This window comes from Jiangella asiatica, from assembly GCF_004349065.1.
Taxonomy (GTDB): Bacteria; Actinomycetota; Actinomycetes; order Jiangellales; family Jiangellaceae; genus Jiangella; species Jiangella asiatica.
Window position 1 is genome coordinate 92,196 of record NZ_SMKZ01000009.1, and the last position, 18,441, is coordinate 110,636.

At 70.2% G+C, this 18,441-nt stretch carries 20 protein-coding genes; 8 read left to right on the top strand and 12 right to left on the bottom strand.

Going from position 1 to position 18,441, the window contains the following annotated elements; all coding sequences use genetic code 11:
* Positions 1 to 13 precede the first annotated feature (13 nt).
* From vanX to vanH, 3 genes are read right to left on the bottom strand one after another with little or no spacing between them, the layout of a single operon-like run.
* Entirely contained in the window at positions 14 to 622 is a 609-nt protein-coding gene (gene vanX, locus E1269_RS08790) for a D-Ala-D-Ala dipeptidase VanX (RefSeq protein ID WP_131893470.1), read from the bottom strand.
* Positions 612 to 1,658, bottom strand: coding sequence for a D-alanine--(R)-lactate ligase (vanA, locus tag E1269_RS08795; RefSeq protein ID WP_131893472.1), 1,047 nt, complete (start codon positions 1,656 to 1,658; stop codon positions 612 to 614). Before vanA ends, vanX begins: the two co-directional genes overlap by 11 nt.
* A complete protein-coding gene (gene vanH / locus E1269_RS08800) occupies positions 1,651 to 2,610 on the bottom strand; it encodes a D-lactate dehydrogenase VanH (protein WP_203433236.1) in 960 nt (319 codons plus the stop codon). Before vanH ends, vanA begins: the two co-directional genes overlap by 8 nt.
* Positions 2,611 to 2,954: 344 nt before the next feature.
* Between vanH and E1269_RS08805 the strand changes: the two genes are divergently transcribed.
* A complete protein-coding gene (locus E1269_RS08805; RefSeq protein ID WP_131893476.1) occupies positions 2,955 to 4,151 on the top strand; it encodes a lipid II:glycine glycyltransferase FemX in 1,197 nt (398 codons plus the stop codon).
* On the opposite strand, the gene E1269_RS08810 is transcribed toward E1269_RS08805, so the two are convergent.
* Positions 4,055 to 4,636, bottom strand: a complete 582-nt coding sequence (locus tag E1269_RS08810) for a hypothetical protein (RefSeq protein ID WP_203433204.1) — start codon at positions 4,634 to 4,636, stop codon at positions 4,055 to 4,057. The two genes, E1269_RS08805 and E1269_RS08810, sit on opposite strands and share 97 nt — an antisense overlap.
* 172 nt (positions 4,637 to 4,808) lie before the next feature.
* On the opposite strand from E1269_RS08810, the gene E1269_RS08815 reads away from it, so the two are divergent.
* Complete coding sequence (locus E1269_RS08815) at positions 4,809 to 5,252, top strand: ArsR/SmtB family transcription factor (protein ID WP_131893478.1); 444 nt, start codon at positions 4,809 to 4,811, stop codon at positions 5,250 to 5,252.
* The gene (locus tag E1269_RS08820; protein WP_131893480.1) at positions 5,252 to 6,175 is read left to right on the top strand and encodes a cation diffusion facilitator family transporter; all 924 of its coding nucleotides are present in this window, start codon (positions 5,252 to 5,254) and stop codon (positions 6,173 to 6,175) included. The genes E1269_RS08815 and E1269_RS08820 overlap by 1 nt, the downstream gene beginning before the upstream one ends.
* 82 nt (positions 6,176 to 6,257) lie before the next feature.
* On the opposite strand, the gene E1269_RS08825 is transcribed toward E1269_RS08820, so the two are convergent.
* From E1269_RS08825 to E1269_RS08835, 3 genes are all read right to left on the bottom strand, one after another.
* Positions 6,258 to 7,205, bottom strand: a complete 948-nt coding sequence (locus tag E1269_RS08825) for a type IV toxin-antitoxin system AbiEi family antitoxin domain-containing protein (protein WP_131893482.1) — start codon at positions 7,203 to 7,205, stop codon at positions 6,258 to 6,260.
* 104 nt (positions 7,206 to 7,309) lie between these two features.
* Positions 7,310 to 8,533, bottom strand: coding sequence for a fumarylacetoacetase (gene fahA, locus E1269_RS08830; protein ID WP_131893484.1), 1,224 nt, complete (start codon positions 8,531 to 8,533; stop codon positions 7,310 to 7,312).
* On the bottom strand, positions 8,530 to 9,402 hold the full coding sequence (locus E1269_RS08835; RefSeq protein WP_131893486.1) for a hypothetical protein: 873 nt from the start codon (positions 9,400 to 9,402) through the stop codon (positions 8,530 to 8,532). The genes fahA and E1269_RS08835 overlap by 4 nt, the downstream gene beginning before the upstream one ends.
* Before the next feature lie 171 nt (positions 9,403 to 9,573).
* Here E1269_RS08835 and E1269_RS08840 point away from each other — a divergent pair, with 171 nt between their 5' ends.
* Positions 9,574 to 10,776: a homogentisate 1,2-dioxygenase gene (locus E1269_RS08840; RefSeq protein ID WP_131893488.1), complete on the top strand. Its 1,203-nt coding sequence runs from the start codon at positions 9,574 to 9,576 to the stop codon at positions 10,774 to 10,776.
* 127 nt (positions 10,777 to 10,903) lie between these two features.
* Here E1269_RS08840 and E1269_RS08845 read toward each other — a convergent pair whose 3' ends face one another.
* Both E1269_RS08845 and E1269_RS08850 read right to left on the bottom strand, forming a co-directional pair.
* Positions 10,904 to 11,839, bottom strand: a complete 936-nt coding sequence (locus E1269_RS08845) for an ABC transporter permease (protein ID WP_203433206.1) — start codon at positions 11,837 to 11,839, stop codon at positions 10,904 to 10,906.
* Positions 11,836 to 12,774: an ATP-binding cassette domain-containing protein gene (locus E1269_RS08850; RefSeq protein WP_131893490.1), complete on the bottom strand. Its 939-nt coding sequence runs from the start codon at positions 12,772 to 12,774 to the stop codon at positions 11,836 to 11,838. The genes E1269_RS08845 and E1269_RS08850 overlap by 4 nt, the downstream gene beginning before the upstream one ends.
* A gap of 132 nt (positions 12,775 to 12,906) precedes the next feature.
* Between E1269_RS08850 and E1269_RS08855 the strand changes: the two genes are divergently transcribed.
* The 3 genes from E1269_RS08855 to E1269_RS08865 are packed head-to-tail and all read left to right on the top strand — an operon-like array spanning position 12,907 to position 15,607.
* Positions 12,907 to 14,112, top strand: coding sequence for a sensor histidine kinase (locus tag E1269_RS08855; protein ID WP_162606292.1), 1,206 nt, complete (start codon positions 12,907 to 12,909; stop codon positions 14,110 to 14,112).
* A complete protein-coding gene (locus tag E1269_RS08860; RefSeq protein ID WP_131893494.1) occupies positions 14,109 to 14,780 on the top strand; it encodes a response regulator transcription factor in 672 nt (223 codons plus the stop codon). Before E1269_RS08855 ends, E1269_RS08860 begins: the two co-directional genes overlap by 4 nt.
* The gene (locus tag E1269_RS08865) at positions 14,777 to 15,607 is read left to right on the top strand and encodes an HAD family hydrolase (RefSeq protein ID WP_203433208.1); all 831 of its coding nucleotides are present in this window, start codon (positions 14,777 to 14,779) and stop codon (positions 15,605 to 15,607) included. Before E1269_RS08860 ends, E1269_RS08865 begins: the two co-directional genes overlap by 4 nt.
* A 121-nt stretch (positions 15,608 to 15,728) precedes the next feature.
* Here E1269_RS08865 and E1269_RS08870 read toward each other — a convergent pair whose 3' ends face one another.
* The gene (locus E1269_RS08870; protein WP_203433210.1) at positions 15,729 to 16,289 is read right to left on the bottom strand and encodes a P-loop nucleotide/nucleoside kinase family protein; all 561 of its coding nucleotides are present in this window, start codon (positions 16,287 to 16,289) and stop codon (positions 15,729 to 15,731) included.
* A gap of 58 nt (positions 16,290 to 16,347) precedes the next feature.
* Here E1269_RS08870 and E1269_RS32805 point away from each other — a divergent pair, with 58 nt between their 5' ends.
* The gene (locus E1269_RS32805; protein ID WP_203433213.1) at positions 16,348 to 16,521 is read left to right on the top strand and encodes a winged helix-turn-helix transcriptional regulator; all 174 of its coding nucleotides are present in this window, start codon (positions 16,348 to 16,350) and stop codon (positions 16,519 to 16,521) included.
* Here E1269_RS32805 and E1269_RS08880 read toward each other — a convergent pair.
* Together E1269_RS08880 and E1269_RS08885 are read right to left on the bottom strand one after the other, a co-directional pair.
* Entirely contained in the window at positions 16,518 to 17,114 is a 597-nt protein-coding gene (locus tag E1269_RS08880) for an isochorismatase family protein (RefSeq protein ID WP_131893500.1), read from the bottom strand. The two genes, E1269_RS32805 and E1269_RS08880, sit on opposite strands and share 4 nt — an antisense overlap.
* Complete coding sequence (locus tag E1269_RS08885) at positions 17,111 to 18,373, bottom strand: nicotinate phosphoribosyltransferase (protein WP_420810610.1); 1,263 nt, start codon at positions 18,371 to 18,373, stop codon at positions 17,111 to 17,113. The genes E1269_RS08880 and E1269_RS08885 overlap by 4 nt, the downstream gene beginning before the upstream one ends.
* Positions 18,374 to 18,441: the final 68 nt, after the last annotated feature.

The following is an 18,441-nucleotide window of genomic DNA, read 5'->3' on the forward strand; positions in this document are numbered from 1 at the left end:
TCGGCCGGCTCGTCTAGGTGATGGCAAAATCGAAATAGGTGTCTGGATAGGGTTCGTCCTTCAGTGTGTAATGCCACCACTCGTGGTCGTACCGATCAAAACCGCAGGCCTCCATGACAGAACAAAGGTGTTGGCGGTTTCTCGCTTCGGCCGGCGTGATCCCCCTTGCTCCATGATGTGAGATCGAATCCATCAGATCATGGTCGCCGCCCATGGGTGCGAGCTCACCGGTAGCCAGGTGATAGAGCGTCAAGTCGACGGTGCTGCCCCGACTGTGGCCCGACTCAGTGGCCACATATCCTTTTTCGAACATCTCGGCCCGGTCGATGTTCGGATAGTGTCGTAGCTTCGTCCGGCCGTCCTCCGGCTGCTTCGACCAGCGCAGAAACCGATCGACGGCGCGTCGAGGGCGATAACCATCCCAGAGAACCAAGCCGAAGCCGAGGGATTCGGCCTCTTCTCGCGCGCTCTCCAGGGCTGCGCACAGAGCCCTCGTGCCGACGATTCGATTTGCCTGGTACCCGTCCACCGGTGTTCCGGTGAAGTTGTCCCACGTCGCGTACTTGGCATCCCAGCGTATTCCGGGTACGAACTCGTCCACAAAGACGAAATCAGCGTTCATCGTCTTTTCCGTCCAATGCGAACGACACCATCCGGTCGATCACGTCGGCAAGCTGCAACCCCGCGGCTGCCATCATTCTCGGGTAACGGCTGTACGAGGTCATGCCAGGCAGAGTATTGACCTCGTTGAGGACTACGGTTCCGTCCTCCGTGAGGAACATGTCCACCCGCGACAACCCCCGGCAACCCAGGGCGCGGTACACGACCTTCGCCGTCTCCTGGACGAGCGAGCGTGCCTCTGCCGAGATGTCCGCGGGGACGATTGGTGTCGAGTTTTCGGAACCGCTTTCGGGCTCACTTTCCTGATGAATTCTGAAAAAGCCATGAGACAGAGCAATTCGATCTACCTCGCCCGCGGTCAGCTCCAGATCGTTTCCCAGGACGGCACATCCGACCTCGCTGCCGACGACAGCCTCTTCGATCAACACCTTCGCGTCATACTGGCGTGCGGTGTCCACCGCACTCAGCAATTCTTCCTTTTGGGATACCTTGCTGACGCCGAACGACGACCCCGAACGGGCCGGCTTCACGAAGACGGGATAGGAAAGCCGGTCGGGGTCGATGTCTTCGTTCGACGTGACGGTCCAGAAGTTCGGTGTGGCGATTCCCGCACTTCGAGCGACCATGTACGCAAGGGATTTGTCCATGCACAGGGCAGAACTCTGGACATCGCAGCCTACGTAGGGGATGCCGGAGAGCTCGAGCAGACCCTGGATCGCACCATCCTCGCCGAGCTTGCCGTGCAGGACGGGCAGCACCAGGTCCAGGCTGATCGTCTCGTATTTCCCGTGTTCCAGAACAAGCAATCCGGGTGCGCTTCTGTCCGGCGACAGGACGGCTGGACGGCAACTGCCGTTCTCCCAGTTCGTGTCGGGGCCGTCACAGAGCTTCCAGGCTCCGCTCTTCGTGATCCCGATGTAGAACGGTTCGTACTTGTCGCTGTCGAGGTTCTTTGCGACCTCTTGCGCGGATTTGACGGAGATGGGATGCTCTTCGGAGCAGCCGCCGAATATGACTGCGATTCTCAACCTATCCATGCTGATTTCCGCTTTCGAAGGTAAGGCAATTGAGGATGGAGTTTTCAACAGCGTCGCTCAGGGCATGGTCCGTGTAATAGGCGGTGTGTGGGCTGATGAGCACATTCGGCAGGTCTTGCAGCCGCAACAGCTGCTTGCTTCCGATGGGTTTGTTCCTGCAGTCGGCGTAGAATATCCCTTCCTCACCCTCGAGGACATCCAACGCCGCACCGCCCAGTCGGCCGCTTTCCAACGCCGGAACGAGGGCCTCGGTGTCGAGAAGCGAACCGCGTCCGGTATTGATGATGAACGCGCCGTTCTTCAGCTGCCCGATGCGTCGACGATTCAAGAGATGGTGAGTGTCCGCGTTGAGCGGCGTGTGGAGCGTTACAATATCGCTTCGCCGTAGCAATTCATCGAGGGTAACGTAATCGGCCGAAGTCGTGGGTCGTTTGTCATAAGCCAACATGCGGCAGCCGAAAGCCCGCAATCTGTCCATGACCGCTGCGCCGATGCGCCCTGTTCCGATGACCCCGATGGTCAGATCGCGCAATTCCCGCCCGGGTGCGTCATTCAACCTGTAATCATGAACGTCCGCTCGGCGGATGACCGATTTTGCATTCCGGACCGCCATCAGCATCAGCATCAGTGTGTAGTCAGCCACGCTGTCGGGCGAATAGGCGACGTTCTCGACCGAGATGCCGACACTCTCTGCGTATTTCACATCGATATGGTTGTAGCCGATGCTTCTCGTGGAGACATACGCTACGCCGGCCCGGCCGAGCGCAAGAAGTGTGGAATTCGTGATCCGAGTCTTGTGGCCGACGCTGATGCAGCGGTTTCCGGACGCCAGGTCGATATTGGCTTCGGATACCGCTGCATCTGTGATGGTTGGAACGACGTCGAAGCGAGGTGCCATCTCCCGGAACAGGACGGCCTCGTCCTGCCCGCATCCATAGATGGTGATTCTCATTCTTGGCGCGGCGCCGGCTGCCGCGCGATGTTCGCCATGGTGGTCGGATGCGGCCGAGGAGGACGAGGACACCAGCGGCCGGTTCCGGCGCGACGCTGTTCGTGCTTGCTCGCTGTAGCTCACGCCTGCAGTCAAGGCTGCCTGGTGTTGTCGGCACGTATGCGGTTTTCGATATGCCGACGATATGTCCCGGCTCGGAACATCGAGCGCATGCTCGTGTTGATCGTCGGCGACGAACCCTCTTCCGCGCCACCTCCCCGACCCACAGGAGGAGCTGCGTACGCGGCCGAACGGGATCACCTGGCCGGACGCCGTGATGCGCTGGCCGGTCGACCGGCGTGAGCATGGCTTTTCGGGTTCGGACCATCACGGCGAGTGAGCACGTCGCGTTCAACGCGACCCAACCCTCGGTGAGCTTCCTGCAGACCCCGGCCTGGGCCGCGGTGAAGAATGAGTGGGGATCGGAGTCGCTGGGCTGGTTCGACGGCCACGACCGGCTGGTCGGCGCGGGCCTCGTGCTGTATCGCTGGCTGCCCAAGATCAAGAAGGCGCTGGCCTACCTGCCCGAGGGACCGACGATCGACTGGGCCTCGAACGATCTGGCCGGCTGGCTCGAACCGATGGTGATGCACCTGAAGCGCTCCGGTGCCTTCGCCGTACGCATCGGGACGCCGGCGGTGGCCCGCACCTGGAGCGCTGCGACGATCAAGTCCGCGATCGCCGACCCGACAGTCACCAAGCTCAGCGACCTACCACCGGACACGCTGAACCGCGCCGCCACCCGGGCACACAACCAGCTCCGGTACCTGGGGTGGCGTCCGCCGAAAGACGACGACGAAGGATTCTCCGCCGGGCAGCCGCGCTGGGTCTTCCAGCTCCCGCTGGCCGGCAAGGGCGAAGAGCAACTCCTCCAGGGGATGAACCAGCTCTGGCGGCGCAACATCAAGAAGGCCACCAGGGCGGGCGTCATCGTGACCAAGGGCGGCGTCGAGGACCTACCCGACTTCCATCGGATCTACGTCGAGACCGCGAAACGTGATCACTTCACCCCGCGGCCGTTGCGCTACTTCCAGACCATGTTCGAGGCGCTGCTGGCCGAGGACGAGGACCGGATCCGGCTCTACCTCGCCCACCACGACGGTGACCTCGTCGCCGCCACGACCTGGGTCCGGGTCGGAGTACACGCCTGGTACAGCTACGGCGCCTCCACCACTGCCAAGCGGGAGGTACGCGGATCCAACGCCGTGCAGTGGAAGATGATCACTGACGCACTGGCCGCCGGCTGCGCGGTCTACAACCTGCGCGGTATCACCACCACCGTGGACGAGAACGACCCGCACCTCGGCCTGATCCAGTTCAAGGTCGGCACCGGCGGTCACGCCGTGGAGTACCTCGGCGAATGGGACCTGCCGCTGAATCGCCTGCTCTACAAGGCATTCGACGTCTACATGTCGCGTCGAGGCCGAGGCAGTGTGTCGGCGGTCTGCACCAGCCCGTACACGAAGCGCGCCAGCCGCGGTTCGCCGCCGGGCGCGGTGTAGGCGACGAGCCACCGGCTGGGCGCGTCGCCCTCGAGGTGCCGGATGTCCGCGTACGTCTGCTCGACGTCACCGACGACGCACGACCACGGCTCCAGCTGCCCGTCCGCGGGCAGCTGGGGCACGGCACCGCCGCGCTCCCTGGCCAGCCAGCCGTTCACGACGCTTCCGTTCGCGCCGGTCAGCACCTCCCAGCGCAGGTCCGGCCAGAGCGGCAGGTACCAGTGGAACAGCCGGCACGGCAGGTCACCGATCAGCACCTCGCTCTCGCCCACCGGCTCACCCAGAACGAGGCGGTAGCGCCGTAGGCCGCGGGGCACCCGGCGCGACCGCTCGACCGACTGCCAGAACGCGTTCGCCTGCCGCTGTTCGGTGCGGGTGACACCCAGTCGCTCGCGCGCCTGCTCGACGAGCTCCGGCTGGTAGTCCTGCATCCGCCGGAGCAGGACCAGCTGGAACTCCGTCACGCCGAACCCGCTCATCGCCATCCGGCCAGTGTTCCAGTGGGTCTCGCCTTCAGCTCCGGATGGGGTTCGACCCGTTCGGCCTCGTGCACCCAGGTCGCCGAGTTGGCCGGCGGCGCCGCGTCCGGCCAGGCGACGCCGGCGCTCTGAGCGGGGCTGCTCGGCAGACATCGGCGGCACGCGCTATCATCGGCGTATGACGATGAATCGGACGTCCGTCGACGCCGCCGCCGTCCAGCTGTTCCACAGCCTGGCCGACCCGGCGCGGCTGGCCATCGTGCGGCTCCTCGGCGACGGCGAGCGGCGTGTCGTCGACCTCACCGCGGAGCTGGGGCTGGCGCAGTCGACGGTCTCCGGTCACCTGTCGTCGCTGCGCAACGCCGGGCTGGTGGAGCCGCACCCGCACGGGCGCTCGACCTTCTACGCCCTCACGAGGCCGGAATTGTGGCGGCTGATGGCCGCAGCCGAGGACGTCCTGGCCGCCGACGGGGTCCCGGCGCGGCTGTGTCCCGAGCGGCACCGTCCGGAGGCGACGTCGCCAGCAGACGCCGGGCACGGTGACGCGGCACATGCCGAGTCCGGGCACCGCGCCCGGCCGGACGTCGACGCGCCCGCCACCCGTCCGGGCAGGCCGCACTGATGGGCCACGGTCACGGGCACGGCATGCCGCGGGGCACCGCGTCGTACGCCCACCGTCGCCGGATGGTCGCCGTCCTGGCCATCCTGGTGGTCATCATGGCCGTCGAGGTGGTCGGCGCGCTGATCTCCGGCTCGCTCGCGCTGTTCGCCGACGCCGGCCACATGCTGGCCGACGGGCTCGGCGTCGCGCTGGCGCTGCTCGCCACCACCGTCGCGGCCCGGCCGGCGAGCACCGCGCGAACGTTCGGCTGGCAGCGCGCGGAGATCCTGGCGGCGCTGACCAACGGCGTCGTGGTGGCGGTCATCGGGGTGCTGGCCATCGTCGTCGGCGTGCGCCGGCTGGCCGACCCCGGCGAGATCGAGACCGGCATCATGCTGGCCGTCGCCGTGGTCGGCCTGGCCGGCAACCTCGGCGGGCTGCTGCTCCTGCGCTCGGGCCAGCGGCACAGCCTCAACGTGCGCGGCGCCTATCTGGAGGTCCTGGGCGACACTCTCGGCTCGGTCGCCGTCGTGGGCGCCGCCGTGGTCATCATGACCACCGGCTGGGTCCGCGCCGACGCGGCGGCCTCGGTGCTGATCGGGCTGATGATCCTGCCGCGGGCGTGGCTGCTGCTACGCGACGTGCTGGACGTGCTGCTGGAGGCGACGCCCAAGGGCGTCGACCTCGAGGACGTCCGCCGGCACATGCTGGAAGCCCCCGGCGTCGTCGACGTCCACGACCTGCACGCGTGGACCATCACCAGCGGCGTCCCGGTGCTGTCGGCGCACGTCGTCATCGCCGAGTCCGCCGAGCCCGGGTGCGGCGCCGACTCCGTCCTCGACGGCCTGCACCGCTGCCTCGCCGGCCATTTCGACATCGAGCACAGCACGTTCCAGATCGAGCCCATGGGCCACGTCGAGCACGAGCACGCCGCCCACCCATAACCCCGCGGCCCACCGCGCACCCGCCCACCGCCCCATGATCATCAACGATCTCGGGTGCTATGACCCCCGAGATCGTTGATGATCATGGGAAGGAGGAGGCGACGCACGTGGGGCCGCACGGGCGCCGGGTCCCGGTCCAGCCGCGGGTTCGGAGCACCGCCGCCTGCTCGAGCGCGACGCCGCACGGGTCGCCGAACACGTCGGCGTGACCGTAGCGAAGCGTCGCGTGGCCCTGGACGGTGGCGCGATTGTCGCGTCGGCGGTCGCGGAACCGTCCATCGCCGGCATGGCCGACGCGGCCGTCGAGCTCGACGCGGACCGAGTACGGCTCGTAGTCGACGTCGATCCAGATCGCGCGGCCGCCGGCGACACGCCGTTGCCGGGTGCCCACGGGCAGTCCGTGCGCCCTTTCGACCCGGCGCAGGTGACGCAGCTCCAATGGCGACTGGGCACCGGAGGCGACATCGGTGAGCATCGCCTCCAGCATCGGTCGCCCGCGGATCTTCTTTCGCCGTCCAAGCGCGTCGGCCAGCCGCTCCGGTGTCGTGGTCCGGCGCTGGCCGGCCGAGGTCACCCAGCCCTCGGCCTCACGCGGATGGGGTGCGGAGTCGACGAGGTCCAAAACGGTCTCTTCCACACGAGTTCGCGGTGGGAGCCTCGTGGGATGCCGGGTGACCGGGAGCCGGTGGGCGTAGTGCACGCGAACGACCTGGACCTTGCTGCGCACATGGCGGTCCGCGGGAGCGGTGACGTGCACGGTTGGGCCGGGATCGTCGCAGATGCCGTCGAGATAGGCGGCGGTCCGGTGGCTGGCGACGGCGCCACGGCCAGCCCGCAGGATCGCCGCCCACACCTGTGCCTCGAACGTCAGCGGACCGGTGACGGTGGCGTAGACGGCTGTGTGAACGCGATTCCAGCGGCCAGACTCGACGAGCCACTTCAGCGCGTCGTCCGTCAGGCCGTGCTCCAGCGCCTGGGCGCGGCTGACGATGCCGTGCTGCCGTGCCGCGAGGTCGTCGAGCGAGGACATGCCGTCGAGCGTGACCGACGCCGCGGCGGAGCGCCAGCACCAATCTTCGCCCTGTGGATACCCATGATCATCAACGATTTCGGGTGCTATGACCCCCGAGATCGTTAATGATCATGGGAGCGGGGCGGGGTGATCTGGCCCGTCACAGCGCCGAGGTGGATGCGGGTGTCGTCGGGGCCGGCGGCGGTGGCGCTGATGGTCACGGTGTCGCCGTCCTCGAGGAACGAGCGGCTCGAGCCGTCGGCCAGGGCGACCGGCTCGGCGCCGTTCCAGGTCAGCTCCAGAAAGCAGCCGCTGCCGCCGGGACGCGGCCCGCTGACGGTGCCGGAGGCGAACAGGTCGCCGGTGCGGACCGAGGCGCCGTTGGCGGTCAGGTGCGCGAGCTGCTGCGCGGGCGTCCAGTACATGCCGGCGAACGGGGGCCGCGACACGACCGTGTCGTTCCAGGTCACGGTGAACTCCAAATCCAGGCCCCACGGATCGGCGTCGCGCAGGTACGCCGCCGGTTCCGGGTCGCGCGGCGGCGGGTCGACCCGTGCGTGCGAGAGGGCGTCCAGGGGCACCACCCACGGTGAGATGGACGTCGCGAACGACTTGCCCAGGAACGGGCCGAGCGGCACGTACTCGAAGGCCTGGATGTCGCGTGCGGACCAGTCGTTGACCAGCACCATCCCGAAGACGTGCTCGGTGAAGTCGGCGACGGGGACCGGTGCACCCAGCCGCGACGGCGTGCCGACGACGAAGCCGGCCTCGACCTCGATGTCCAGCCGCAGCGACGGTCCGTGCTCGACCCGTCCGTCGGCCGGCGGTCCTATGCGGCGAAGTCCGGACGGGCGGGTCACCGGGGTCCCGGAGACGACGACGGTGCCGGCGCGGCCGTGGTAGCCGATGGGCAGGTGCCGCCACGCCGCGGGCAGCCCGGGAGAGTTGGGGCGGAAGAGCTGCCCGACGTTCTCGGCGTGCGTCTGCGAGGCGTAGAAGTCGACGTAGTCGCCGACGTCGAAGGGCCGGCGCAGCTTCACGTCGCGCACGGGTACGAGATGCGGCTCGACGAGGTCGCGGTGCGGCTCGCCGGTGACCAGCTCGAGCAGCCAGCCGCGCACGGCGTCCCAGGCGCGCCGGCCGGCGGCCAGGAACGGGTTGAGGGTGGGCTGGGCGAACAGGTGTGCCCCGTCCAGGCCCCCGGTCGCGGCCAGCGGCGCCAGGTCGAGCACGTGGTCGCCGACGGCGACGCCGACCCGGGGCTCCTCACCGGGCGTGGAGAAGATGCCGTACGGCAGGGTCCAGGCGTCGAACGCGGCGCCGTCGGGGAGGTCCAGCCAGGTCACCGCGTGACCTTATCGGGTCCGGCGAGCAGCCCGAGGGCGATCAGGTCGCCCAGCGGTTCGGCGATGCTGCACGAGCCGTATGAGGCGAACCACCGCCGCGCGGAAGCGGCTCGTACGGCGTCGAGGTCGCCCACCGCGGCGGCGAGCCGGGCGCCGTCGTCGACCGAGAGCGCTGCCTCGACGTCGCGGGGCTCGCCGCCATCCAGCGCCGTGGCGACGCCCAGCAGCACGTTGAGGAATCCGTGCTCGACGACGCCGCCGGCGCGCGGTCCGCGGACCGCGTGGTGGAGCCCGGCGGTGAACTTCATGGCGATGCCGCGGTCGAGGCAGGCCAGCACGAACGCGGTGACCTCGGCCGGCGACGGGACGGCGTCGGGTTCGGCGCCGCCGGTGCGCAGCTTGGCCCGGTAGCCGGACTCGGCGATGACGTCCAAGGCGTTCTCCCACCCGGGCTCGCGGGGCACCTCGACGTAGGCGGGCTCGTCGTCGTCCGGGCCGCCGAGGGCGGCGTCGAGGGCGGCGACGGTGCGCCGCGCCGTCTCGCCCGGCGGCGACCCGCGCAGCGGCACCTCGACCCCGCGCAGCACCAGCTGGCCGTCGTGCGCGACGGTGTCGACCGCCTCCAGGATGCCGCCGGTCCCGGCGTCGACGACGACGGCGACGCCGAGCGGTTCCGGCTGGTCGCGCACCAGGGCGCCCAGCTCGTCGAGAGCCGATGACGGGCACAGCAGCGGCCCGACGAGTCCCGCGTACCACGCCGTGCGGTGGCCACCATGAGCGGCGACGGCGTCGGGCAGCGGCAGGTTGCCCGGCGGGAAGACGGCGGCGTCGTCGACGAGCCGGTCGAAGATCGCGGGGATCGTCTCCATGTGCGCATCCTCTCCTGCGCGGCGCCAGCGCCGGCCGGTGGTCCCGACCGTCCTTGACACCACTGCGTTCATCCTCGACGCTGGTCGATATGCGGGCAAGTGTGTCCGATAATCGGCACATGCCAGCGAACCGCGAACCAGCACCAGCTCACCAGAGAAGGTGAACGGCAGATGTTCTATCGCAGTGTGGGCGAGATCCCGCCGAAGCGGCACACCCAGTTCCGCCGGCCCGACGGCGGTCTGTACCGGGAGGAGCTGATGGGCGAGGAGGGGTTCTCGTCGGATTCCTCCCTGCTCTATCACGTGGGTGTGCCGTCGGCCATCGTGGACTCGCGGGTCTGGGAGCTGCCCGACGCGCGCACCGTGCCCAACCATCCGCTCAAGCCGATGCATCTGAGGCCGCACGAGTTGTTCCCCGGCAACGACTGGAAGGCCGCCGACGTGGTGACCGGGCGGCGGCTGCTGCTGGGCAACGGCGATGTGCGCATCGCCTACGTGGCCGCGGGGGAGTCCTCGCCGCTGTATCGCAACGCGATCGGCGACGAGTGCGTCTATGTCGAGGACGGTGAGGCGAGGCTGGAGACGATGTTCGGGCTGCTCCACGTGCGCCAGGGTGATTACGCGATCATCCCGCGGGCCACCGTGCACCGGTGGGTGCCCACCGGGGACGGGCCGCTGCGGGCCTACGTGGTGGAGGCCAACTCGCACATCGCGCCGCCGAAGCGGTACCTGTCGCGGTATGGGCAGTTCCTCGAGCACGCGCCGTACTGCGAGCGCGACCTGACCGCGCCGGCCGAGCCGCACCTGGTGGAGCAGGCCGATGTCGAGGTGTTCACCAAGCATCGCGGGCACGGCCCGTCCGGGCTGGTGGGCAGTGTCGTCACCTACCCGACGCACCCGTTCGACGTGGTCGGCTGGGACGGGTGCCTGTACCCGTACACGTTCAACGTCGCCGACTTCGAGCCGATCACCGGGCGGATCCATCAGCCGCCGCCGGTGCACCAGGTGTTCGAGGGCTACAACTTCGTCATCTGCAACTTCGTGCCGCGCAAGGTCGACTACCACCCGCTGGCGGTGCCGGTGCCGTACTTCCACTCCAACGTCGACTCCGACGAGGTCATGTTCTACTGCGGCGGGGACTACGAGGCGCGCAAGGGCTCGGGGATCGGGCAGGGCTCGATCACGCTGCATCCGGGCGGGCACTCGCACGGCCCGCAGCCGGCCGCGGTCGAGCGGTCGCTGGGCAAGGACTACTTCGACGAGCTCGCGGTCATGGTCGACACGTTCCGGCCGCTGGAGATCGGCGAGGCCGGCCAGACCAGCGACGACGGCGCCTACGCCTGGACCTGGAGCGGCCGCGGCCCGCAGAGTTGAAAAAGTCTCCGCATCGCTCCGACAGGGTCAGGATCATCTCCGTCCGGCGGCTGCCTTCTCGCTCACCTGAGCATCGGCGATCGACCCCGCGATCACGGGGCCGATTGCCGATGATCAAGCAGCAGCGTCAGGCGACGTCTCGGCGCCTCATGAGGACGGCGGCGACGACAACGAACGCCACCAGGTAGGCGGCCGTGAGCAGCGCGGCCGGTCCGCCGTCGAGCACGGTCAGCACCCCGGGCGTACCGTCGCCGTCGGGCTCGTTCGCGGCGCCGAGTGCACCGGCCAGCGACCCGCTTGCGGTGCCCGGCAGCACGTTCGTGACGTACTCGACGCCGCTGAGCAGGTTGCCGACGCCGCGCAGCAGGTTCTCGACCACCAGCGACCACACCAGGCCCAGGCCCACCGCGAGCGCCGGGCTGCGGGTCAGCACCCCGACCAGGACACCGCCGGCCGCCCACATGCCGCTGATGAGCAGGCCGGCGCCGACCGACTCGGCGAGGGCGCCCAGCGACGGCCACACGATCGACTGCCCCTCTGCGGACGCGATGAGCACGGAGGCGGCGACGTCGATGGCGAGCGTCGCGGCGACCACCCCGGTCACAATCGTGGCCACCGCGGCCAGCGTCCCGCCGAATGCGGCCAGCCGGCCCGGCCCCTGCGTCAGCACGGTCTTCCAAGTGCCCCAGCCGAAGCCGCTGCCGGTGGCCAGCGCGCCGAGGATGAACATGATCGCGCCGCCGAACATCGGCATCCCGCCAGTGAAGATCTGCGGGATCGCCGACGGCATCAGCTCAGCCAGCAGGCTGTCCGACGCCACGCCCTCGGTGGCGAAGCTGGTCGAGCCGGTCGCGTAGGCGACGTAGTTGAACACATAGGTGAAGGTGAGGTTCAGTAGCAGCCAGACGCTCACCATGACCCACACCGCGGGCCACGCACGCAGCCGCAGCAGCTCCGCGCGAGCGCTCGCGGCCATGCCGGCGAGCGGTCCGGGGACGGTCCGTCGTCCGGTCCTGCCTGGTGCGGTCGTCACGGCCGCCACCTCCGTCGTCGTCGTGCTCATCGTTCCTCCTCCACGGGCGCCGCGGCGCCCACACCGGGTCCGGCGGCGTCGCCGGTCATCTCGAAGAAGACGTCCTCCAGCGACCGCTCGGACGGCCGGATCTCACGGATGTCGACGCCGGCACCGACCAGCGCCCGGGCCAGCTCCGGTGCCCAGTCCTCGCCGAGCTCGAGGCTCAGACCGTCGTCGAGCAGCTGGACCGCGTCGTCACCGGCCACCCGCATCGCCACGGCCAGGGCCTGGTCGACGGGATCCGCGCGGACCAGCAGGGTGCTGCCGCCACGCAGGTCGGCGACGGTGCTCTCGGCGAGCAGTCGCCCGCCGGCGATCACACCGACCCGGTCGCAGATCTCCTGGACCTCGCTGAGCAGGTGGCTGGACAGCATCACCGTCTGGCCCTGACCGGCCAGGTCGACGATGAGCCGGCGCATGTCGGCCATGCCGCCGGGGTCCAGGCCGTTGGTGGGCTCGTCGAGCACCAGCAGGTCCGGCTCGCCAAGCAGCGCCGACGCGACGCCCAGCCGCTGCTTCATGCCCAGTGAGTAGGACTTGAACGCGTCGTCGCCACGCTCGGCCAGGTCGACCCGCTGCAGGGCCGACTCCACCGCGCGGTCCGGCACCCGCTGGTAGCGGGCCATCACGCGCAGGTTGTCGCGCCCGGAGAGGTACGGGTAGAAGCCGGGTCCTTCGATCAGCGCGCCCGTGCGGGCGACGGCGCCCGGCTCGCCCGGCCCGTGGCCGAGGACGGTCGCGCTCCCACTGGTGGGACGGACCAGGCCGAGCAGCATGCGCAGCGTGGTCGTCTTGCCGGCTCCGTTCGGTCCGAGGAAGCCGTACACCTCGCCGCTGCGGACGGTGAGGCTCACGTCGCTCACGGCGAGCCGTTCGCCGTAGCGCTTGGTCAACCTGTCGGTGACCACGATGGTGTTCGTCATGGCTCAACGCTCTCGCCGGCCGGCCGTCGCCCGCGTCGTGCCGGGAGCGGCATCGCGTGTACGCAGATCGACGTACGCGGTTACGCCCGAGGATCGATGCCTGGCACGCCGCCGGCGCCTATGGTCGGAGGCGTGAAGTGGACCGACCGTGTCAACGTGTGGGCGCAGGATGCCGCGCTCGCGCTGCTGTTGCTGTTCGTGGGCATCGGCGGGACGCACGCGGCCACCGAGGGACAGGAGTGGAGCCGCGACCCGGAGCCGTTCACCTACGTGCTCGTGGTGATCGCGACGGTGTCGCTGGCGTGGCGGCGGCGCTATCCGCGCGGGGTGCTCGTCGTCAGCGGGGCGGCCGTGCTGACCTACCTGGTGGTGGGCTACGCCTACGGCCCGATCATGTTCACCATCGTCGTCGTCTGTTACACGGCCGGCTCGTCGCTGCCGCTGCGGGAGGCGCTGCGGTGGGTCGGCGGCTACTACGTGCTGATGTTCGCCGTGTCGATGGTGCGGATCGTCGACGAGTCCGGCTCCGACCTGTGGCGGCAGGTGACGGGCTGGGGGATCGCCTCCATGGCCGCGTTCGCCGCACCGGTCGCCGTCGGCGCCGCGCTGCGGACCCGGCGCGAGTCGCAGGAGGACGTGCGGGCGGCGCTGGCGCGGCGCGCGGTGTCGGAGGAGCGGCTGCGCATGGCCCAAGAGCTGCACGACTCCGTCGGGCACGGGCTCGCCGTCATCGCCATGCAGGCCGGCGTCGCGCTGCACGTGCTCGACCGCAACCCGACGAAGGTCCGCGAGGCGCTGGAGGCCATCCGCGACACCAGCCGCGCCTCGCTCGACGGCCTGCGCGCGGAGCTGCAGGAGCTGCGCAGCCCGGTCAGCGACGAGGCGCCGCGCCGGCCGGTGCCCGGGCTGGCCGAGGTCGAGGTGCTGCTCGAACGCATCCGGGCCGGCGGCGTCGAGGTGTCCGCGCGGCTGCCCGATCCGGCCGAGGACGGCGCCGAGCTGCCGCCGGAGATCGACGTCGCGGCGTACCGGATCGTGCAGGAGTCGCTGACCAACGTGCTGCGGCACGCCGGTGCGACCCGGGCCGAGGTGCACGTCCGCCGCGCTGGCGACGAGCTGCTGCTCGACGTCACCGACAACGGCGCGGGCGCGGAGGCCGGGACGTCGTCGCCGGCGGTCGGGTCCGGTACCGGGATCGCCGGCATGCGGGCCCGCGCGGAGGCGCTGGGGGGCCGGCTGCAGGCCGGGCCACGCACCGGCGGCGGGTTCGCCGTCCACGCCCGGCTACCCCTGGCGCGCGCGGACCGAGAGCCGGACATGTCAGGATCGACGTCATGAGTGACGGCACGATCAGGGTCGCGGTGGTGGACGACCAAGCATTGGTCCGGATGGGTTTGCGCACCCTGCTGGAGACCGAGGACGACACCGAGCTGGCCGGCGAGGCCAGCGACGGGCGCAGCGGCGTCGACGTCGTGCGCCGCACCCGGCCCGACATCGTGCTCATGGACATCCGGATGCCGGTGATGGACGGACTGGCGGCGCTGCGCGAGATAACCACCGATCCCGGCCTCGCCGACGTCAAGGTCATCGTGCTCACCACGTTCGAACTCGACGAGTACGTCTTCGAGGCGCTGCGCGGCGGGGCCAGCGGGTTCGTCCTCAAGGACTCACCGCCCGACGAGCTGCTGCACGCCATCCGGGTGGTCGCCGACGGCGCCTCGCTGCTGTCGCCGTCGGTCACCCGGCGGGTCATCGAGAAGTTCAGCGCCCGCGAGGCGCCGGCCAGCGCGCCGCACCCGGAGCTGGACCGGCTCACCGAGCGAGAGCGCGAGATCGTCGCCTGGGTCGCCACTGGGCGGTCCAACGACGAGATCGCCGCCGAGCTGGTCGTCAGCCCTGCCACGGTGCGCACGCACGTCAGCCGGGCCATGGTGAAGCTGCACGCCCGCGACCGCGCCCAGCTGGTCGTGTTCGCGGTCCAGTCCGGTCTGACGCTTCCGGGATGAGCATGCGGGTGGAGACGTCGCCGTCCACGCGGGGGTCGGCGCGGCCGAAGGTAGTGGCGACCGACCTCGACGGCACCCTGCTGCGCAGCGACGGCACCGTGTCCGACCGCACCCGCGCGGCCCTGGCCCGGGCCGAGGACGCCGGTGCCACCGTGGTGTTCGTGTCCGGGCGGCCGCCGCGGTGGATCGACGAGCTGTCCGACGCCGTCGGCGCGCACGGCCTGGCCATCTGCGCGAACGGCGCCCTGGTCTACGACGTGCGCCGGCGCGAGGTGGTCGAGGAGCACGGTCTGCCCGGCGACATCGCGCTGCAGGTGGCGCAGGCCATCCGCGAGAGCGTCCCGGGCTCGACGTTCGCCATCGAGCGGCGGATGCGCTTCGGCCACGAGCCCACCTTCCGCGGCCGCTGGCCCGCGCCGCACGACACGCTGGTGGCCGATCTGGACGAGCTGCTCGCCGAGCCGGTGTCGAAGCTGCTGGTGAGGCACCCGGAGCTAGACGCGCGCGAGTTCGTGTCCCGGGCCGCCGCGGTGGTCGGCTCGCTGGCGACGTCCACGTACTCCGGCACCGACGCCGTGCTGGAGATCAGCGCGTCCGGCGTCTCGAAGGCGTCCACGCTGGCGACGCTCTGCGCCGAGCTGGGCGCGGACGCCCACGACGTCGTGGCCTTCGGCGACATGCCCAACGACGTGCCGATGCTCACGTGGGCCGGCACGTCCTACGCCGTCGCCGACGCGCACCCCGACGCCGTCGCGGCGGCCACCCACCGATGCGGGAGCAACGACGCCGACGGCGTCGCCGAGGTTTTGGAGCGCCTGTTCTCCTGACGTAAACCGGAAATGATCACGTTCAGCACGAAATCTCGTGTCGCACCATGCAGGTGATCCTGGTGACGCACGGGTGATCCTGGTGACGCACGGGTGAACGTGATCATCATTTCCGGCGACGTCAGCGGAGGACGGCGTCGAGCTGGCCGGCCAGCGGGAGCGCGTCGCGCCGGTTGTCGATCTCGTGGTGCGGCACCGGCGGCGGCACGCCGGGTTGCGTCGCGGCGACGAACTCGTCGAAGTTGGCCAGCTTCTGCCCGTCCCGGTCGTGCCCGCGGCCGAGAATGCGTTCGCGCAGCGTGTCGCCGTTCGACCGGACCCAGAGCAGGTGAACGGGGTCGCCGCCGAGCCGCTTGACGTAGGCCGCCCAGGCGTCCGGGTCGCGGATCTGGCCGGTGAACGGCGCGACCAGGACCACGGGGCAGCCGGCCGAACGGATCTCGGCCGCGGTGTCGGCCAGGCCGGCGTACTCGTGCACCTTGATGTGCTGGTCGTACCAGGGGCCCTCGCGCTCGCCGAAGGGCCGGCCGTGCGCCTCGAGCGTCGCCACCACGAAGTGCGCGTAGACGGTGTCCTTGTCCAGCAGCGCCGGCACCGGGTCGAGCCGGGCGGCGAGCTCGCGCGCGACCGTGGTCTTCCCGGCGCCGGGCGCTCCGGCGATCATCCAAACGGCGGCTCTCACGACGCCCGACCCTACCGGCCGGGCGGCCTCACACCCGCTCCAGGACCAGGTGAAGCCGGTGGTGACGGGGTTGCTCGATCTCGTCCAGCTGCCGGGGCCGCACCGGCATGTCGAGTACACTCTGACGCCGCTCGGGCTCAGCATGATCGGCGTGCTCGATGCGCTGTGCGCCTGGGGCGAGGAGCACTGGGACGACCTGCTCGAAGCCCGCGATCCCTCGGCCGCCCCCTAAGCCCGCACCACCGGCTGGCCCTCGAGCTGGACGCCGGCCGCGCGCAGCTCGTCCAACGCCCGGGCGGTGCTGTCGGCGGCGACCCCGGCAGTCATGTCCAGCAGCACCGTCGTCTCCAGGCCGGTGCGGGCCGCGTCGAGCGCCGTCGCGCGCACGCAGTGGTCGGTGGCGATGCCGACGACGTCGACGGCGTTCACCTCGTGGGTGCGAAGCCAGTCCGCGAGCGGGACGTCGTCGTGGGAGCGGCCCTCGAAGCCGGAGTAGGCCGCGGTGTACTCGCCCTTGTCGAAGACCGCGTCGAACGGCTGCGGGTCGAGGTTGGGGTGGAAGGCGACGCCGTCGGTGCCGGCGACGCAGTGCCGCGGCCAGCTGGTGACGTAGTCGGGGGAGTCGGAGAAGTGGTCGCCGGGGTCGATGTGGTGGTCGCGGGTGGCGACGACGTAGTCGTAGCGGCGTTCCCAGGGGTCGCTGTCGGTCCAGCGTTTGAGCACCTCGGAGATGGCGAAGGCGACGTCGGCGCCCCCGCCGACCGCGAGGCTGCCGCCCTCGCAGAAGTCGTTCTGCACGTCGACGACGATCAGTGCACGCTTCATGTCCGCTCCTCCCAGCGGGTGGGGATGGCTGGCTCACCGCGAGAGAGCTGCAGCGCGGTGGGTGGAAGCTCTTCGCGGGCGCGGCGATGCCGGTCGCGGGCGGCCGACAGGGGCTCACGGCCGACGACCTCGCCGTCGCGGATCAGCGGCATGAGCAGCGGGCGGTCGGTGGCGCCGCGGCTGTCGTCGGCGGGAGCGTGTTCGACGCCGATGACCTCGGCCTCCGCGACACCCCGGGCACCGAGCCGGCGCAGCGCGTACTTGCGGCCGCCGTGGCTGACCTTGCCGGCGCTCCTCTTCTCGACCGCGACCAGGTCGCCGTCGTCGTCCTCGCGGGCGACCAGCTTGTAGACCAGGCCCGCGGTGGGCGTGCCCGCGCCGGTGACCAATGCCGTCCCCACGCCGTAGGCGTCGACGGGGGCGGCGGCCAGCGCGGCGATGGCGTGTTCGTCGAGGTCGCTGGTGACGACGATGCGCGTCTCGGTCGCGCCGAGGTCGTCCAGCTGCCGGCGTACCTCACCGGCCAGCGAGAGCAGGTCGCCGGAGTCGAGCCGGACCGCGCCCAGCGATGTCCCGGCGATCTCGACGCCCAGCCGGACCGCCTCGGCGACGTCGTAGGTGTCGACCAGCAGTGTGGTGCCCTTGCCGAGGGAGTCGACCTGCGCGGTGAACGCGTCGCGCTCGCTGTCGTGCAGCAGCGTGAACGAGTGGGCGCTGGTGCCGCGGGTGGGCACGCCGTGGGTGCGGCCGGCCTCCAGGTTGCTGGTGGAGGCGAAGCCGGCGATGTAGGCGGCGCGCGCCGCGGCGACGGCGGCCCACTCGTGCGCGCGCCGCGACCCCATCTCGATGCAGGGCCGCTGTCCGGCCGCCGTCGTCATCCGGGACGCGGCCGTGGCCACCGCGGAGTCGTAGTTCAGCACCGACAGCGCCAGCGTCTCGAGCAGGACCGCCTCGGCGAAGCTGGACTCGACCACGAGCAGTGGTGAGTTGGGGAAGTAAGCCTCGCCCTCGCCATACCCCCACACGTCGCCGCTGAAGCGGTAGCCGGCCAGCCAGTCCAGGGTGCGCCCGTCGACGACGCAGGTGCGCTCCAGGTAGGCGAGGGCGTCGTCGTCGAACCGGAACGCCTCGATGGCCTCCAGCAGCCGGCCCGTGCCGCCGACCACGCCGTAGCGCCGGCCGCCGGGCAAACGACGCCCGAACACCTCGAAGACCGAGCGTCGCCCCGCGGTGCCCCTGGCCAGTGCGGCCTGGAGCATCGTCAGCTCGTAATGGTCGGTGAGCAGGGCTGTCGTAGCCGACACAAGCTCCAGAGTATGCGGCGGTA

What these genes read in the sequence shown, in the direction of transcription:
- vanH (WP_203433236.1), bottom strand. Translation starts at nt 2,610, where the DNA reads ATGAGAATCACCATCTATGGATGCGGGCAGGACGAGGCCGTCCTGTTC.
- E1269_RS08835 (WP_131893486.1), bottom strand. Translation starts at nt 9,402, where the DNA reads ATGGAGACGATCCCCGCGATCTTCGACCGGCTCGTCGACGACGCCGCC.
- E1269_RS08850 (WP_131893490.1), bottom strand. Translation starts at nt 12,774, where the DNA reads ATGACGAACACCATCGTGGTCACCGACAGGTTGACCAAGCGCTACGGC.
- E1269_RS08845 (WP_203433206.1), bottom strand. Translation starts at nt 11,839, where the DNA reads ATGAGCACGACGACGACGGAGGTGGCGGCCGTGACGACCGCACCAGGC.
- E1269_RS08840 (WP_131893488.1), top strand. Translation starts at nt 9,574, where the DNA reads ATGTTCTATCGCAGTGTGGGCGAGATCCCGCCGAAGCGGCACACCCAG.
- vanA (WP_131893472.1), bottom strand. Translation starts at nt 1,658, where the DNA reads ATGGATAGGTTGAGAATCGCAGTCATATTCGGCGGCTGCTCCGAAGAG.
- E1269_RS08810 (WP_203433204.1), bottom strand. Translation starts at nt 4,636, where the DNA reads ATGGCGATGAGCGGGTTCGGCGTGACGGAGTTCCAGCTGGTCCTGCTC.
- E1269_RS08820 (WP_131893480.1), top strand. Translation starts at nt 5,252, where the DNA reads ATGGGCCACGGTCACGGGCACGGCATGCCGCGGGGCACCGCGTCGTAC.
- E1269_RS08825 (WP_131893482.1), bottom strand. Translation starts at nt 7,205, where the DNA reads ATGTCCTCGCTCGACGACCTCGCGGCACGGCAGCACGGCATCGTCAGC.
- E1269_RS08860 (WP_131893494.1), top strand. Translation starts at nt 14,109, where the DNA reads ATGAGTGACGGCACGATCAGGGTCGCGGTGGTGGACGACCAAGCATTG.
- E1269_RS08815 (WP_131893478.1), top strand. Translation starts at nt 4,809, where the DNA reads ATGACGATGAATCGGACGTCCGTCGACGCCGCCGCCGTCCAGCTGTTC.
- vanX (WP_131893470.1), bottom strand. Translation starts at nt 622, where the DNA reads ATGAACGCTGATTTCGTCTTTGTGGACGAGTTCGTACCCGGAATACGC.
- E1269_RS08805 (WP_131893476.1), top strand. Translation starts at nt 2,955, where the DNA reads ATGGCTTTTCGGGTTCGGACCATCACGGCGAGTGAGCACGTCGCGTTC.
- E1269_RS08880 (WP_131893500.1), bottom strand. Translation starts at nt 17,114, where the DNA reads ATGAAGCGTGCACTGATCGTCGTCGACGTGCAGAACGACTTCTGCGAG.
- E1269_RS08865 (WP_203433208.1), top strand. Translation starts at nt 14,777, where the DNA reads ATGAGCATGCGGGTGGAGACGTCGCCGTCCACGCGGGGGTCGGCGCGG.
- E1269_RS08885 (WP_420810610.1), bottom strand. Translation starts at nt 18,373, where the DNA reads ATGCTCCAGGCCGCACTGGCCAGGGGCACCGCGGGGCGACGCTCGGTC.